The organism is Marinobacter sp. HL-58 (assembly GCF_001314605.1).
GTDB lineage: Bacteria > Pseudomonadota > Gammaproteobacteria > Pseudomonadales > Oleiphilaceae > Marinobacter.
The window spans coordinates 417,861-433,318 of the sequence record NZ_LIHP01000004.1; the positions used below are offsets into that span (position 1 = coordinate 417,861).

Genomic DNA, 15,458 nt, shown 5'->3' on the forward strand with positions numbered 1-15,458 from the left:
TCATCAATGAACAAGTCGCTCAGAGAAGCATTGATAAAACTTAAGGATTCCGGCGGAGAGTGCCTTGGATCACAGTTCACTCCCTCACAGAAGCGGGTGCTTGATGAGTTCCTCCGCAGAACCGCATGTGTCATCAAGCTGCGTCAGGGCAATGGCTTCGTTTATCGCATCAGCAACTCACCGGTGTTTGAGCAGCACCTTCGGGAATTACGGCCCAGTTCAGATTCAGCCAACCAAGCGCATCCAGTTCGGGCACAAAACCTTGAGCTTACCCGGTCCACCAAAGGTCGAAAGGGTTCACACGCCGCTTCTTACCGCCTGCTGAAGGCAACAATACAGGGCGTAACCTGGAACTGTGAAGGAGCGTTGCTCGACCTATGGCAGCTGACATCCATCGCCGGCGCCCTTGCCATCGATATCAGCCAGAATGAAACGTCTCTGGCCACCGACAGCCCGTTGTGGCTGGTGGAAAATCAGGGCTTGCTGGATGACACCAGCTGGGTGCCTGAAGGCTTGCACGGGTCTGTACTCTATTACCAGGGCCAGCTCAGTGAACGGCTGATACAGTGGCTATGCGGGAAAAAACGAAGTCCACGAATTCTTATTTTTCCAGACTATGATGGCGTCGGACTCGAGAACTATGCCCGCCTGCGCAAAGCGATGGGTGACAGCGTTGAACTATGGCTAATGCCGGACTGGAAACGCAAATTGGATCGCTATGGCAATTCTGAGGTATGGCAAAATAATCGTAAATATGTTGCCAATGCCGAGGAAAGTTTAAATTTGGATCAGGAACCGGATGAGGTGTTGGAGCTTATTGAGGCCCTTAAGCTGAGCGGTAAGGCGTTAGAGCAAGAGGCTGTTTTTCTGGTCACAACAGACAGCTAACCAAGCTTGTTCAAGATGCTGTGCGCATTCGATGATTCGCTCTTCTGCCATGCATTGAAGCGGATAATATTTTGGGTTTAATTTGGGTATTCTTTGGGTGATAAACTCAACTAAACTGAGCCGATTTAGCTAATTGATTTTAAAGGATAAAAATGGAGGCGCGGGTCGGAATCGAACCGGCGTACACGGAGTTGCAGTCTGGCACCTGTGAAAGCCACTAACCCTTACCTTTCAAGATTTTGGGATCGTTTTCTAAGAAAACACATTAGACCAAAACGGCATTTTTACCGTCAGTAATATCAATAAGTTGCGTTACGTTTGTCGCCACGTAATTGCATAAATTTATACAAGCCAGCTCGACAAAGAACCATCCATGCCCAAAAGGGAATCGAACAATCAGCGCCCTTTGGAACATAATGGTTTGCACTCATCGTTGTCAGGCGGAGCAATAGTCGAGAAGTGACTGAGCCCCACCCACCTAATAGTTTTTCTTAGTCCTCTCCCATCATCTCTTCCAACCAGTCTTTTATGAACGGGTTTTGTTTAAGTACTTCTACGAGCATGCAACCTGTAGATGCAGCCAGAAAAGTGAGATTTATCTTACTTTTCAGTAGAGGCATTACAACGGCAAATACCGTATCAAAGCTATCCCAAGCACTCGCTACTTCTGGACTATAAATTGACGGTATTATCACGAACAGAAAGGCGATTACTGATGCGGCGGCAGTTGCTTTCAGTGACTGCACGACGATTTCCGAGTCGATTATATTTTTAATCATGTTAGCTTGCATAGTTTGAGCTCCTTTTGTTGTCGGAAACTCAATAATTGCATAGATTAGGAATCCTCCAAATTTGGACTAAATGCCGAATTTTGGAGATTTCTCAAAACGGGTAACCTGCGTTATGGGGTAATTTATTGAGGAAGCATTAATGAATCTCATGGCAGGATTTTTGGGTTATTCGATGTTCACGATTACTTGTGTGACCATTGCCGTGATCGGTTATTGGCACGCTGATAGGCTCGAGGAATGGGCTAAGACGCGCGTCGCTAAAAAAAGGAATAGGGACTTGGGCGGCACTGGAAAATAGCCTGACTAAATAATTGGTTGAAGCTTTGCATAAGACCGTTCTCTTTAACCCGCGCCTAAGAGCGTCGGAGGCGGAATCATTGAACCACTACAGCTTCCTAAGTAACTGAAACTTTCTGCATCAGGGCAGTTCACCACCTACTATGCCCCTTTTGAACATATCAACGAGAACGCGAAGGTGGTTCTATGCGGAATCACTCCCGGCATTCAGCAAGCTGTCATTGCTATCAGGGCAGCTCAGGCGGCAATAGAGAAAGGCCTCTCCCAAGATGAGGTGTTGGCCATTGCCAAACAAACCGCCAGCTTTGCTGGCAGCATGCGTAAAAATCTTGTTGCCATGCTGGACCATGTCGGTCTACATCGCTACCTCGGCATACAGTCTACCTCTGCGCTCTTCGGGGAACGTGCGGATCTAGTACATTACACCTCAGCTCTGCGGAATCCGGTCTTGTCCAACGGGAAGAATTATTCGGGTGGCGCAAATATGGCGCGTATCGACTATCTCTGGCAGAGTGCCTCATCAGGATTGAAGACAGAAATTGACGTACTGCCTAACGATGCCGTTTTCGTCCCTCTTGGTCCTAGTGTTGATTCAGTGTTCGAACGGATGGTGGCAGAGCGTGTTCTGGAACGCAGCAGGGTCCTCATTGGGCTGCCCCACCCATCGGGCGCTAATGCAGAACGAATCGCCTATTTCTGCGAGAGGAAAGATCGCGCCGCACTATCGAACAAAACTAATCCCGATAGCCTGGACCAGCGACGGGCACTTATCATCAAGTGTATAAGACAACTTGACAGGTCATCGGCCCGAGCCTGATTTTTCCTTCGGATGCTGGAATGTACGTCAAATTCGCTCCTGCGATTCAGGTGGTATACCGATAGAGTGTTCCAATTCCGGTGTCCTGAGGTCTACCTGACGCGGGGAATATCTCATTCACACTCGAATACCACCACATGCACTCGTGGCGCAGGTTTGAACCTGATCGTTGGGAAGCACTTTATCCGAGGCTCTTCTAAACAGGCTAAACAAATTCCGGCTTTCAACAGTTTGTCGACGACAAGTTCGTTCAGGCTCTCTAATCTAGCGACGGCGCCAGAGAACTGATGCCTTGCCATGGTTTCCAGTTGATGGCGTATCATCGGAGAAAACGACTTCGATCTGTCGACGGGGGTGGCGTGGAGATCATTTTTTCAGGTACCCTCTCCCAAAACATGTTTGGTTCTTTCCATTGAGGGAAAACTAAACAACTCAACACGTTAGGCAGCTTGCTTCTTCACCGCCTATGCGAAACCCGTTTTAAGGTTTTAACACAATGGCTGAAATCGGGATTTCTGTAGTGGGCTTTGCCGGGAGCATTAACGAAGCGAGTCAGCTAGCAGCTAAAGAAGTCGGCGATATTATTGCAAGGCGGGGTTTAAACCTAGTTTGTGGTGGCATGGGCGGTGTGATGGCCGCTTCTTGTGAGGGGTTCAAACAGGTTGAGGGAGCGCCCGGGAAAACTATCGGGTATTTACCGTTTTATGACTTCGCCGACGCTAACCCTTGGGTAGATATAGTTCTACCAACCGGCTTGGATATTGGGCGTAACCAGCTGGTTGTTGCTGCAGGCAGAGCTTTAGTCGCTATAGGTGGTGGCGCAGGCACTCTTAGCGAAATAGCGTTAGCTGGGCAGCTAGGTAAACCGATTGGTCTTGTGACCTGGTGTGGTGGGTGGTCTGCTCAGTTGGAGGAGGGTTTTATCGATCATCGCAAAAAAAGCTATCTAAAGCTTTTAAACAGTACTAAAGAAGTTGAAGTCTTTATTAATGATTGCCTGAGTTATCAGCCGAAGGTTGAAAGCATTAATGCCTGGCATGACCGCTGAACTCTTCCTGCCCGATGCTCCGGTACTAATGTTACATCGCGTTCTCCAGAAGTACGAGCCGGACAATTACTATTTTCGGCGGGGCACTGCCATCAGCTGGACACGTTTCGAATCGTTGGTTGTTTGGGCTGAAGCACAGAGAGCGAAGGGATTTCCGACCCCAGTCTTCACTTTTGATGATGGTTATTCCGATAATCAAGCAGCTTTTCAGGTTTTGTTAAATAAGCAGCTTCCTGTCATTCTTTTCCCCGTGCGCGACTATATACAGACAGGTTTTTCAGTCATCGACGATATGGCTGCAAGGCTGAATGGCCCCGATTGTTCCCTAAGTCCCAGGATTACCCGTTCACTTCTTTCCGGCAAATTGAAGCGCTGTCTATCAGCACTTTCTCCTGCCGAATATCGTTATTATCGCGCGCGTTGGTTTGGCATTATGGATGATGCTGACGCGGCGCCTTTTCTGGCCGAGGCTTGCAACTTGGCGTGCATGGATTGAGTCATCGTGTTTGGACCGATCTGTCATCCCGAGAGTTACAGCAGGAAGTTTCAGGCAGTATCCACTGGCTTTCTTGTCTCGGTCATTTCAAACCTAGCGCCATTTGTATGCCTCATGGAAAAATTAATAGCCGCGTTTATCAGGCGTTGGAGACTTATGGTTTGCCATTAGTAGGGGTAGACCATAAATACAAACAGCCCGTGATTCGACGCAGTTGGGTCAAAGAAAAGCAGGAATAGGAAATGGCGAAAACGATTGCGTTGAATTCACCTTACACGGCGGCTTCTCACGATCAAGTAGGAAGCATTCCCCACATCATGGGCCCTTGGCAACTTGATCTCTTGCAAAAATTAGGGCTGAAAAAAAATTCACGTGTGGCTGATATTGGCTGTGGGACCCTAAGGGGCGGGCTTCATATTATTGGTTATTTGGATCCTGGTCACTACTTTGGGGTCGATCCTTTAGTTTCATTGGTTAAAGTGGGTCGCGGACTAGTTGAAGAAGCTGGTTTGAGCTACAAAAATCCTTTGTTAGGTAGCATGGATGATCTTCAAGGAGTTGAACGTCGTTCGGTTGATTTTGTGCTCACCCAAAGCGTGTTGAATCATCTTGATGCCAAACAGATCGAGACTGTCGTCGCTCAGGTCAATTCAGTGCTTGCAACAGGTGGCCAGTGGATACTGACAGCGCGAATCAGTGATTTGGTCGATCAGGTAGATGAAGGTGTACCGCACCCAACACGGCCAAATGAACGACTGGATAGCGTAATGGGCAGAGCTTGGTTTCAGCGCGTTCTATATGATTATGGGATGGTCATGGAGCCTGTTGTGGGACATATTCATCCTCGGGGGCTGGATGTGGCCTGTGTACGACGTCTTGACTCTCAGATAGCTCCAAGCATTGAACAAACGCTGGATAGATTGGTGCAATGGGACACCTCCCCCCACGGCGAGGATCACCAGCAGACAGTTGCGTGGCTAGAAGCATTTGTCACTGCACTAGACTTTGAAGTACTTCGCTATGGCGATTCCCCTACTCCCCTCTTGATTGCGCGAAGAGCGCCCAAAGGCGGCTCCAAACGGCGACTCGTTATGTACAACCATTATGATGTCGAAGAAGTCCAGAACGGCTGGAAATCGCCGCCCTTTGAGCTAACAACAAGCAGAGGTCGCTGGTTTGGGCTCGGCGTCGCTGACAATAAAGGGGCTTTAGCTGTGCGACTAGAAGCGATGCGTAATTTGGATTCTTCTCCCGAACTCTGGTGGTTCATACAAGGAGAAGAGGAGTCGGGCTCTAAAATTTTTCGTGAGTATGTTCAGGAAAATGGCTTGCCGGAGGCTGACTGGTTTCTTGATGAGAATGGCAAGACCGGCTTGGATGGAAATGAGCGCCTGTTGAGTTTTTGTCAGTTGCCCGAAGGAAAGCGCCAGGCTCTGACGCCGGAACGTCAGGCGGTAGTCGAGCGCTCTACACAACTAGCGGGAGAGCAGAGAATGGTTGATGTGAGGCCTCTGGATAAACGGTTTGTTCGTGGCGGTTGTGTTTTTCAACAAGGACTGCCTCCTGGTGCTTGTTACCTAGGCCTGGGAACCAATGATGGTGAGACACATATTCACGCACCGAATGAGTCGATACCGATCGAGGGCGCAGTCAAGCACTGGATCCAAGTCCGTTCCTTGTTGAAAGCCGCTGGTACCTGCTAACCATGAGTTTCGCAGTAGGAACAAAACAGGACATTGTCATCGGCGTCATTGTGACTGATCGGGTGGCTGGGCTAAGTAGACTCCTGGCATCCCTTGAGCCAGTTGCTCATGATCCCAACGTGCACGTTATTGTTCTCGATAATGGCAGTAAACCTTCAGAAATATCCCGTTTGGTTATTGCGGCGAATTCAGGTGCCAGAGGCCAACGCTCGTGCGTGCCCGGTCGCCGCGAGGGCGCCCCTCTTCATGAAAATCGGGTTCAGCTTTCAGTTTGCATTGCAGATTGGGCCAAAGATCGGGGGCTTGCCAAACCAATCGTTTGGATGATCGATGACGACCTTACGTTTGAACGCTTAAAAATGTTCAGCGGGTATCTAGTTTGCCAGAATGTGGCGGGCAGCCGAATGGCTCAGGTGCGAGAGCTAGCTAAAAACGACAGGTGTGACCTTCTTGTTTCGGGCTTTACAGGGGATGCTCCTGTGCGTCCAAATGCTGTCATTTCGTGCCAACTGGGTGACCTGCGCGCAGAACTCGAACGACTGGTTGCTGCTGACCCCGCGTCTTATTACATCGGCAAGGATGTGGATCCGGCCCTTTACATTGGTGACTACTACTACTCACACACCGAGGAGCGATCCCTGAAGTCGGCACAGCCCTACCCCTGGCTGGTGCGCCCTGAAGCGGGTTCTAGCGTCACAGATCAGTTGGTGACAATGCTTGGGGCGGCTCAGGGTATTGAACTGGGTCGCGGAGTATTTCGTCCACTGCTGGAAGAACGCGATTCAGATACCCTTTGCATTAATGACTCTCTGGCTCCCAATCGAGGTGGAAACGCCGTTTTCTTCGGGCTGGAGCCATTGCTTGCCCATCACTATCCTGCCTTTTCTGTCGGTGAAGGTTACTCCAGACGAAGCGATATGGTCGGATCGACGCTTCTGGCAAAAAAGAGCGGCTATCGTGTCGCTGAGGGCAATCTTTCTTTGCTCCATGACCGTCGTGACCAGGAGGCGATAACTGCCCATCCGGGAGAATGGCTTAGGGAATTTGCCGGAGTGATGCTGAGCCGGCTTGTCATGCAGGGGGTACCATCCGATCGTTCGTCAGTTGACTACTTGAAGTCTGTCGCCGAGGATCGGGCTCATAGAATCCAGATAGATGCACGAAGAATCGTAACTGAGGTTGAACAAACATTGAGCACGCTTGACCAGACAGCAGCTATTTGGTGGAAATGCCACAGGTGCCGCCCGCTGGTACGCCCGTTAAGGTCGTCCCTGACCCGAATTCAACATACCTTTGGGGATGCATGCCGCCAACAAATATTCGAAAAGCTGTCTGCCGATGACGTCCTTCAAAGCGTAAGCCAGGCCTATGCCCATCTTGATAAACGGCGGTTTGTCTGGTGAAGCAGTGGCTCATTACAATGGGGGATTTCCAGTCCCCGGATGGCATGCTTGCGGGTATTGGATGGACGGGCAAGCGACTCAAGATTCTTTGGGCCCATCGTTACGTATTGCCCCTGGAGCGCCAGTTGTATGGCAAGGGCTTTACCGGCGCTGAGTTACTCCCTGATGGGGATATACTCACCTGCGGTTTCAACGCGCTTTACCTCATCAATCCCATTAGAAAGACGTGTAGGCCCTGGTTGGTTCGAGATGATTTGAACGACTTGCATGATGTGGCTGTTCAGGGAAAAGGCGGAGAGCGTCGCCTGATTATCGCAAATACCGGCTTAGATCGAATTGATGTTTTTCGTGGTGACGGGGCAAAACTTCTAAACCGCATTCCTCTTACACCGCTTAATTCCGAATCACCACAGATTGACAATGACCCCTATTTTGATGAGTTGGCGAATGCAGATAGACCGATCTATTTACGTAAACTGCGAGATCAGGTTCACCCCAATACCGTTCTGTCATTGAAGGATCGAATTTGGGTATCACGACTCAATGATCGGGCACTGACTCTGGTAAATGGAGAAAAAGTTACTTATTTGCCAGGGCTTCCTCATGATCTGGTTCCTTGGAAAGGGCGAATCTGGATGACTACAACCGATGGACGAATCTGGTCTTCCAATCCAGACCTTCGCCAGGGCAACCCCAGATGTGAATTCGATTCATATATCTGTACCGGCCGCTCCGGTTGGATTCGAGGACTATCAATAAGCGAGAGACTTCTCATTGTGGGGTGCACCCGAATCTCACGTATGCCACGTGAACGCTGGACAGATCGAAGTTTTGCTCATACAGAGACCGGGTTACTGTTAATGAATCGGTCAGATGGCTCTTCACTCGACTGGCTTTCTCTCGAAGAGCTTGGGGAGCACCCCAAGGTCTTTGGCATCTATTCGTGGAGTCGTCAGTGAAACCGCCAGTTTTACGTTTGCTTTGTGATAGCAATCCGATGTGTTTTGGGTCGACTTCAGCGATGCTTTCGGTACTTGATTTTGTCCCTGCTGAATCTACGGCGTTGGTCAATGGTGTCACCGCTGAGTTACTCGCCCGTGATTCGGTTGTCGATCGGACGATTTCTGTCAATAACAAGTCGCCCGAGAGTATGCAACGAGCGGTGGATTTCGAAGACTTTGACGCCGTATTAGTCGTCAGCAACCAAAGCAATATTGCGCTGTATGCGGATGTTGGATTACCAATTTTTTTTGTCGATGTGCTTTACTGGTATGGACCGCATAAGCAGCAGCCAGTCTGGAGCTTGGCCGAACGAACCTTTATTCAGAATTTTCCGGGAGTTTTTGATCGCCTCGAGTCTCAGGTCTATCAAGAACCTCCAGTGATAGTCGGACCTTTAATTCGCCAGGCTGCGGTAAGTAGCCCGGGGCGTAAAGGTACGCTGATACAAATAGGTGGCGCGAGAAGTCGTTGGATTCGCCCGGGAGACAATTCTTTATTTTCAGAGCAGGTCCTCAGCTGGATTTGTCACCAAGAACTTAATTTGCCCCAACCACTAACTCTCGCTTGTGGAAAAGACGCCGGCAAAGCCGCACAACACAGTCATTTGGCCGACTCAATTCATATTGACTCCTTTGCTTATGACGACTTTATCAGCAAGCTCCAACAAACTGCTGTTTATATAACCACACCCGGACAGGGTGCGGTTTTCGAAGGGCTTGCGGCAGGTGTAGATCTGTTGTTTTTACCACCACAGAATGCGACCCAAGTTTTACAGCTGGCGATCTATGAACGGGCCGGGCTGGTCGCCGAGGGCCTGAATCTGACTGCCCTAGATCCGCTGTTCGATCATTCGGCACTTGAGGCTTCGGAAGAGCAACTCACGATGGAAGTTTTGCGCTCGCTCAATAGAATAAACACCCCGGAGGTGGCCGAGCAGGTCGCCCGGCATTTAAGATTTCAGTACGAAACGCTCAATCAAGTGCATGCAGTGCGTCGCGCCTTTATTGAGTTTATAGGCTCACCGGGTGGCTCATTGGTTGCTGAAGCAATACATCGCTGGTGGTGTGAGCAATGGATGTAACGGCGATTATACCGACTCGTGGTGACCGCTTATCGATGTTGCATGAGGCCCTCAAATCCGTTTCACGACAGAGTATTAGAGCACAACACACGCTTGTGGTGGTTGATGGTACAGAAGCAATACAGCGGAGCGTAAGTGAGCATATCAGTCACTTTCCCAATGTGAGCGTGGTCACCACCGCTGAATGTCAAGGAGTCTCAGTTGCACGTAACCTTGGTGCCGCTCTTGCGAAAACTCGATATATAGCATTTCTGGATGATGATGATCTGTGGCTGCCAGATCATCTGGCACCTTTTGCCAACGATGACTTCGATCTGGGGCTATCTGCTTTCTGGAAGCAGGGACAAGACAAGTGTGTGCATGAAAAAACACCACCCGCTGTATTGCATCCGAGGCGTTTTTTTGTGACCAACGGTGGATGCAGGGGCAGTAACCTGGTGGTTAGAACAGACCTATTCTTGGCACAAGGCGGGTTTGACCCTCATTTAAAAGCTTTCAATGACGTAGACTTTGCCATTCGTATGTCGCGGAATACTGCTATTCGTTATCGACGAAACAGAAAAAGGACTGTCGTGTTTAGAAACCATTCAGGAGCGCGATTGTCTCGCGCGAGTATGGGGCTTTATGAAGAGGCTGCGAACCGATTTTTCGAGCGTTATTCAATCTCAATGAGTTCTATAGAACGCGACCGTTTTAGAGAATGGGTTGCCAGAGTAAAGCAAATTTCTTGATTTTTATAAGAAGGTAACGTGGGACGGATTACATTTGTAGGCGGAATGGTCGGTGATACCCTGGATGGCGTGACCCATCGTGGAATGAGTGCTCTACAACAGGCAGAAAGCATCATTTTTCCTGGTAACTGGGTGGGGGAGCACTTGCTATCCTTCTTTGGCAACAGGCTCATCCACGGCCGTGATCTGACTCCAGATCAAGTTTTGGAGGCCTTTTCTAGGGTTGAGTCTGGCGTTGTCCTTTATGCAGGGGATCCGCGTGTCTTTACGGGGCGTCCAAACCATTTTCCCAGTGCAGCAGAACTGGCAAAGCTTCTTGAAGCCAATCAACACCATGTTGACTGGTTGCCTGGTTTGTCATTTGTTCAGTTGGCAATGAATGCTGCGGGCATTTCTTTGGAAGTTAATGGAGAAGACGCTCTTATCGTGCCACCTGCCCTACTTGATTGTGAGCGCAGTCGTAATGAATTTCAGCAGCATGCTATCGCAAACGCGATACTGGTGATGCTATGGGCAGAGGATGCCGGAGCAGAAGCCTGGGCAATCCTCAAGGACGCGCGCTCTTCGGAAACCCCAGTATTTATTGTATCGCGGCTTGGAATGTCCGGTGAGCAAGTGCTGGAAGGAAAGCTAAGGGATCTGGAATCGAGTTTTGCAAAAATTGCTATGCCCGCAACAATCATTGTTCAACCATGTGTGAAAAGGCACAGATGAACAGGCCTCAGATCTGAGTTACTATAACCGAAACCTATAATTTCTATGTGTTTACAAATAGCGCCTAAAAAACACTCAACTCCCCTGAAGTTTGATCGACTTCAGCGCTGATTCTCGACTCATCCTTGAAAGTTTCACTATTGAACTACTGACAAGCTCCCTATGCCGGAAGTATAGCCTTTATATAGTTGCAAGAAAGGTACAATACGTCGTGGTCGTCCATGCCCAATATCACTAGCGTGGGTAACTTGATCCTTATACATTTCAGCTATGGTATGACCTAATATCAGTCATCTTGAACCTTTTCTTGTGCATCCCAAAAGGTCGATGGGTCCCAAAGAAAATCTGCGCCAAATGAGAATAATCCAGCTAACAACAATGTATATCGCATTTTATATTTAAGAATATCATGCATAATAAAAAACGATCCTTGGAATCGGGAAAAATTCTCGAAATACTGATCTCCACCCCAGTCAGATAGCCACAGGCAAATTAGCAAAACGGCACCTACCATACATAGAAATTTGGTTACGTTTTTCATCAATGGTCTAATTTTTTTATATGGCTTCAACTTAACCATTTTTATTCTCCGATCAAGAAACAATACTTATGATACCGTAACCAGATAAACGTCCAAATCTGCCATAAATCAAACATTACTCGGCCATATGAAACCTTTATTTATAGATGAAAAAGGACTCCTTTTTAGAGTCTGTCATATTAGAACAAAGTTTTTAGAACGATTTTTATTACCCAAAAGCCCCCTATCTTAGAGCGGTTGTCCCGTTGCCGGGGTCGCCTGAATTTCACTTATCCGATTTCATGGGAAATACTGTATCTGCCACTCTGGATAGCTAGACCAAACATCGCTAGCCTATGCTTTAAAGAGCTCGCAGTAAGATTGTTGTGACAGGTATGATTGAGTCTGAATGTAAGGCCAACAGGGAGCCGGATCTATGAACATGCTTGCAGCTCTCGCCGGTTACGGCGGATTCGTTATCGCACTTTTGACAATCGGATTAATTGGCTACTGGAGGGCGGATCAACTGGAGGCTTGGTGCAAGAGGAAGCTAGTAAACCGGAGGCTTGGTGGCGAGTAGCCGTCAGTGCCAACAGGACTAGGGTTTATGGTGGGTATGCCAAGCTATTTGACAGAAGTTTTTCAATGACTATATATCCATATTAACCTTGGCAGTGTTACTCAACTAAAACGGACCAGTCTCCAATAAGGTAAAACGATGATTCTTGAAGCAGAAACTCCTGACGGAGAGCCTTTGGTTTCTGATAATCCAGCTTTCACGGCAGAGGATGCCCAGGACATCAATCGCACTACCAACAGTGAATCAAAAATCAGATCGACCATAGATAATCTGAACATATCTGCTGATGCGAAATCCGCGCTCTACTCTATAACCAATGCCACGGTAAGGGCAGGAAGGTTTATCATCAAAATCGGTCGAAAAATTCTGGACATTGTCATTGAGACTCTCAACAGTTTCCCTAATGCCTCATTCGGGTTGGTTCTGGGTGGAATTTTGGGCGTTCTTGTGGCTTCCGTACCGTTCATTGGCGCAATACTGGCGCCGTTTTTAACACCTTTGGCAATGATTTATGGCTTCGTAGTTGGGATGAAACAGGATGTAAATGATAAGAATCTTTCCAACGCGATTGCAGCGGCAAACGCCCAGTTCGAGCATTTCAAGGAATAGAGCGCATGGCACAGTCTGAGTCCGCCGGTGGGATGCAAGATGTCCAGACCGTCGTTCGGGACCCTTTACGTTTCAAGTTGAAGCTGGACATTGGTGACCAAGCCTACTCCTCCTTGCGCCTGAAGACCTATCTCTTGGATAGCGTTGATGCAGCAAACGGCGCTGCCACTGGATTCGTTTTCGCGAAGTCCTCCTTGTGCGTATTCCGGCGAACGTGACCGGTCATTCCGGGGATCGTGACCGATTTGCACACGGCCATCACGCTGGAGAGAGTTTTGTACTCTGAGCGATCACGATGGGTCAACCGATTCCGTTTTTTGTGCTTTCGCTTTTCGCAGTGATTCCCCCTTCAGATTGAGCCGGTGAGCGCCGTGCAGGAGCCGGTCCAGGATGGCGTCGGCGAGCGTGGCGGAGCCGATGTAGTCATGCCAGTGTTCGGTTGGTAACTGGCTGGCGATGAGCGTTGAGCCTCGCTCGTGCCGGTCTTCGATCACTTCCATCAGGTCTTGGCGTTGTTGCGCGGTGACCTTCTGCATGCCCCAGTCGTCCAGGATCAGAAGGTCGGTTTTTAGCAACTGGTTCATCAGCCGGGCATAGCTGCCATCGCCATGGGCGATGCGCAGTTGTTCGAACAGGCGAGGCACTCGCAGGTAGCGAACCGAGAGCCCTTGCCGGCAGGCCTGGTTGCCCAGAGCGCACGCCAGCCAGGTCTTACCGCAACCGGTCGGGCCGGTAATGCAGAGGTTCAGGGATTGGCGGATCCAGTCACAGCCGGCCAACCCGGCCATGCGGGAGCGCTCCAGCCCTCTCGGGTGATGGTAGTCGATGTCTTCAATGCAGGCCGGCACCCGCAACCGGGCAGCCTTGAGCAGACGGTCCAACCGGCGGTTTTCCCGATGCAGCACCTCCCGGTCGATCAGTAAGGCCAAGCGTTCCTCGAACGCCAGGTCGTGGGTGTCGGGCTGTGCCCGTTGTTGTTCCAGGGCATCGCACATGCCCGTCAGTTTGAGCTGTCGCAGGGTATCGAGGGTGTTGTGAGTCAACATCAGTGTCTCCAGGATCAGTGGTAGTAGCGGGGGCCGCGAACGTTGGTGTGTAATGGCAGATCGGCCAGCTCCGGTTCTTCCTCGGTCAGGGGAAGAGGCAGTTGATCCAGCCCCTGCTTCAGGATTGAGCTGATGCTCTGGTAGCTGGCCGAGTTGATGGCTAGTGCTCGGCTACAAGCCTGCTCCAGGCGGTCACGGCTGTAGCGGCGACTGAGGTTCAGCAGACCCAGGCAGGCTCGGTAACCATGCTCCGGATGAGGGCGATCCTTAAGCTGTCGCTGTACCACGTCGAGCGTGCCGGGACCGATGTCCGTGGCCCAGTTCAGGAACCGCCCGGGAGACCAGTTCTGATGGGCCTGGTGGGACTTGGGCATGTGCTCGGTCAGGGTGACGAAGCGGCTCCTGCCGTGGCGGGGATGTAGCGCCACGCGCTGACCTTTATGCATGACCTCAACGGACGTATCGGTAACCCGAACATCCAGCTTCACCCCCACCAGGGCGTGAGGCACGCTGTACAGCCGTTTGTCGATCTCGATGTGGTAGTCGATGCCTGGCCGTGCCTTGCGCCACTCGGCATAGACGTAGGGCGTTGCCGGCAGTGGCTTCAACGCGGGTCGATCCAGTGCTTCGAACAGGCTCTGGCGGCTCTCGGAGCGTCCCTGGAACGAGCGCTGGTTCAGTGCCGGTAGCAGGTCTGCAATCGCCGAGTTCAGTTCGGCCAGTGAGAAGAACGTTCGGTGCCGCAACCGCGCCAGGATCCAGCGTTCAACCAGCAGCACAGCTGCTTCAGCCTTTGCCTTGTCCTTGGGCTTGTAGGGCCGTGCCGGCAACACCGCCGTCTGGTAATGGGCCGCCAGTTCCGCGTAGGTCTCGTTGATCTGGGGCGTGTATCGGTCCGCCTTGGTGACCGCTGCCTTGAGATTGTCCGGAACCAGCAGTTCCGGCACACCACCGTAGAACGCCAGCATCCGCTGGTGGGAGGCGATCCAGTCCGGCAGGCTCTGGCTCCAGGTGGCCTCGGCGAAGGTATAACTGGACGCGCCCAGCACAGCCACAAAAACCTGGGCCTTGCGCATCTCGCCGGTGCTGCGGTCCACCACCGGCACGGTGGGACCGCAGTAGTCGATAAAGATCTTCTCGCCGGCCCGGTGGACCTGACGCATGCTGCGCCGCTGCCGGCCGCGCCAGAGCCGGTAGTGATGGCAGAACTGGCTGTACCGGCGAGCCTTGTCGCCGTGGCGCTCTACGTACTCAGCCCAGAGCAGTTGCAGGGTCACGCCCTTGGTCTTCAGTTCCTGATGGATCTGGAAGTAGTCGGGCTCGGCAAAGCGTTCGGGCGGCGTCTTGGCCGGGAACAGCTGGGCCTCTAACCGTGCTTCATCCGTGCCTTCCGGCAACGGCCAGGTGATGCCCTGCGCGGTGGCCAGGCTGACATACTTGCCGACCACGCCCTTGGAGAGTCCGCAGGCACGGGCAATACGCTCATGGCTCAGGCCCGCTTCGTACTTGAGGCGCAAGACCTCGATGATTTGTCGCATGGAAATCCTCGCTGCCGGCATCCGCCCTTCCTCGTGATGAAAAAGGAAGGGGTATGCCGGATAAAGTTGAAGAATTCCAGCGTGTTGGCCGGGATTCCGGAGGAACGTGACCGACGATTCCGGAAAAACACCCGAAATCGGTCACGATAAAACGGAATGAACGGTCACGATCACCCGGAACAGGCGGTCACGTT

The 15,458-nt window shown here is 50.9% G+C and carries 16 protein-coding genes; 12 read left to right on the top strand and 4 right to left on the bottom strand.

All coding sequences use genetic code 11. The features are described from left to right. Positions 1–6 precede the first annotated feature (6 nt). Positions 7–888 carry a hypothetical protein gene (locus HLUCCO03_RS05625; RefSeq protein WP_027831937.1) on the top strand — a complete coding sequence of 294 codons (882 nt, stop codon included), beginning with the start codon at positions 7–9 and terminating at the stop codon, positions 886–888. Positions 889–1,379: 491 nt separating this feature from the next. Here HLUCCO03_RS05625 and HLUCCO03_RS05630 read toward each other — a convergent pair whose 3' ends face one another. Then, positions 1,380–1,679 (bottom strand): hypothetical protein, encoded by a 300-nt coding sequence (locus tag HLUCCO03_RS05630; protein ID WP_027831936.1) that lies wholly within the window; start codon positions 1,677–1,679, stop codon positions 1,380–1,382. A gap of 475 nt (positions 1,680–2,154) precedes the next feature. On the opposite strand from HLUCCO03_RS05630, the gene HLUCCO03_RS05635 reads away from it, so the two are divergent. From HLUCCO03_RS05635 to HLUCCO03_RS05675, 10 genes are all read left to right on the top strand, one after another. Then, complete coding sequence (locus tag HLUCCO03_RS05635; protein WP_051603847.1) at positions 2,155–2,793, top strand: hypothetical protein; 639 nt, start codon at positions 2,155–2,157, stop codon at positions 2,791–2,793. A 496-nt stretch (positions 2,794–3,289) separates the two neighbouring features. Further along, a complete protein-coding gene (locus tag HLUCCO03_RS05640) occupies positions 3,290–3,841 on the top strand; it encodes an LOG family protein (protein ID WP_051603846.1) in 552 nt (183 codons plus the stop codon). Next, the gene (locus tag HLUCCO03_RS05645) at positions 3,831–4,337 is read left to right on the top strand and encodes a hypothetical protein (RefSeq protein WP_155939934.1); all 507 of its coding nucleotides are present in this window, start codon (positions 3,831–3,833) and stop codon (positions 4,335–4,337) included. Before HLUCCO03_RS05640 ends, HLUCCO03_RS05645 begins: the two co-directional genes overlap by 11 nt. Further along, entirely contained in the window at positions 4,325–4,576 is a 252-nt protein-coding gene (locus HLUCCO03_RS19390) for a polysaccharide deacetylase family protein (RefSeq protein ID WP_367142342.1), read from the top strand. Before HLUCCO03_RS05645 ends, HLUCCO03_RS19390 begins: the two co-directional genes overlap by 13 nt. A 3-nt stretch (positions 4,577–4,579) precedes the next feature. Beyond that, positions 4,580–6,040: a M20/M25/M40 family metallo-hydrolase gene (locus HLUCCO03_RS05650; RefSeq protein ID WP_027831934.1), complete on the top strand. Its 1,461-nt coding sequence runs from the start codon at positions 4,580–4,582 to the stop codon at positions 6,038–6,040. A 2-nt stretch (positions 6,041–6,042) separates the two neighbouring features. After that, entirely contained in the window at positions 6,043–7,443 is a 1,401-nt protein-coding gene (locus tag HLUCCO03_RS05655) for a hypothetical protein (protein WP_036197456.1), read from the top strand. After that, complete coding sequence (locus HLUCCO03_RS05660; RefSeq protein ID WP_155939932.1) at positions 7,440–8,402, top strand: hypothetical protein; 963 nt, start codon at positions 7,440–7,442, stop codon at positions 8,400–8,402. The genes HLUCCO03_RS05655 and HLUCCO03_RS05660 overlap by 4 nt, the downstream gene beginning before the upstream one ends. Beyond that, positions 8,399–9,526 (top strand): hypothetical protein, encoded by a 1,128-nt coding sequence (locus HLUCCO03_RS05665; protein WP_155939930.1) that lies wholly within the window; start codon positions 8,399–8,401, stop codon positions 9,524–9,526. The genes HLUCCO03_RS05660 and HLUCCO03_RS05665 overlap by 4 nt, the downstream gene beginning before the upstream one ends. Further along, positions 9,517–10,257 (top strand): glycosyltransferase family 2 protein, encoded by a 741-nt coding sequence (locus HLUCCO03_RS05670; RefSeq protein ID WP_081813538.1) that lies wholly within the window; start codon positions 9,517–9,519, stop codon positions 10,255–10,257. Before HLUCCO03_RS05665 ends, HLUCCO03_RS05670 begins: the two co-directional genes overlap by 10 nt. A gap of 18 nt (positions 10,258–10,275) precedes the next feature. Next, positions 10,276–10,971, top strand: a complete 696-nt coding sequence (locus HLUCCO03_RS05675) for an SAM-dependent methyltransferase (RefSeq protein WP_155939929.1) — start codon at positions 10,276–10,278, stop codon at positions 10,969–10,971. Positions 10,972–11,257: 286 nt separating this feature from the next. Here the strand turns inward: HLUCCO03_RS05675 and HLUCCO03_RS05680 are convergent, their stop codons facing one another. Next, on the bottom strand, positions 11,258–11,551 hold the full coding sequence (locus HLUCCO03_RS05680; RefSeq protein WP_027831929.1) for a hypothetical protein: 294 nt from the start codon (positions 11,549–11,551) through the stop codon (positions 11,258–11,260). Between the two features lie 658 nt (positions 11,552–12,209). Between HLUCCO03_RS05680 and HLUCCO03_RS05685 the strand changes: the two genes are divergently transcribed. After that, entirely contained in the window at positions 12,210–12,680 is a 471-nt protein-coding gene (locus HLUCCO03_RS05685) for a hypothetical protein (protein ID WP_027831928.1), read from the top strand. 290 nt (positions 12,681–12,970) lie between these two features. On the opposite strand, the gene istB is transcribed toward HLUCCO03_RS05685, so the two are convergent. Beyond that, positions 12,971–13,726, bottom strand: a complete 756-nt coding sequence (gene istB, locus HLUCCO03_RS05690) for an IS21-like element helper ATPase IstB (protein ID WP_027831548.1) — start codon at positions 13,724–13,726, stop codon at positions 12,971–12,973. Positions 13,727–13,740: 14 nt separating this feature from the next. Further along, complete coding sequence (istA, locus tag HLUCCO03_RS05695) at positions 13,741–15,285, bottom strand: IS21 family transposase (RefSeq protein ID WP_027831549.1); 1,545 nt, start codon at positions 15,283–15,285, stop codon at positions 13,741–13,743. Between the last annotated feature and the right edge of the window lie 173 nt (positions 15,286–15,458).

Coding starts and splice junctions, on each gene's coding strand:
- HLUCCO03_RS05625 (WP_027831937.1), top strand. CDS start 7: ATGAACAAGTCGCTCAGAGAAGCATTGATAAAACTTAAGGATTCCGGC.
- HLUCCO03_RS05630 (WP_027831936.1), bottom strand. CDS start 1,679: ATGCAAGCTAACATGATTAAAAATATAATCGACTCGGAAATCGTCGTG.
- HLUCCO03_RS05640 (WP_051603846.1), top strand. CDS start 3,290: ATGGCTGAAATCGGGATTTCTGTAGTGGGCTTTGCCGGGAGCATTAAC.
- HLUCCO03_RS05645 (WP_155939934.1), top strand. CDS start 3,831: ATGACCGCTGAACTCTTCCTGCCCGATGCTCCGGTACTAATGTTACAT.
- HLUCCO03_RS05650 (WP_027831934.1), top strand. CDS start 4,580: ATGGCGAAAACGATTGCGTTGAATTCACCTTACACGGCGGCTTCTCAC.
- HLUCCO03_RS05655 (WP_036197456.1), top strand. CDS start 6,043: ATGAGTTTCGCAGTAGGAACAAAACAGGACATTGTCATCGGCGTCATT.
- HLUCCO03_RS05670 (WP_081813538.1), top strand. CDS start 9,517: ATGGATGTAACGGCGATTATACCGACTCGTGGTGACCGCTTATCGATG.
- HLUCCO03_RS05680 (WP_027831929.1), bottom strand. CDS start 11,551: ATGGTTAAGTTGAAGCCATATAAAAAAATTAGACCATTGATGAAAAAC.
- HLUCCO03_RS05685 (WP_027831928.1), top strand. CDS start 12,210: ATGATTCTTGAAGCAGAAACTCCTGACGGAGAGCCTTTGGTTTCTGAT.
- istB (WP_027831548.1), bottom strand. CDS start 13,726: ATGTTGACTCACAACACCCTCGATACCCTGCGACAGCTCAAACTGACG.
- istA (WP_027831549.1), bottom strand. CDS start 15,285: ATGCCGGCAGCGAGGATTTCCATGCGACAAATCATCGAGGTCTTGCGC.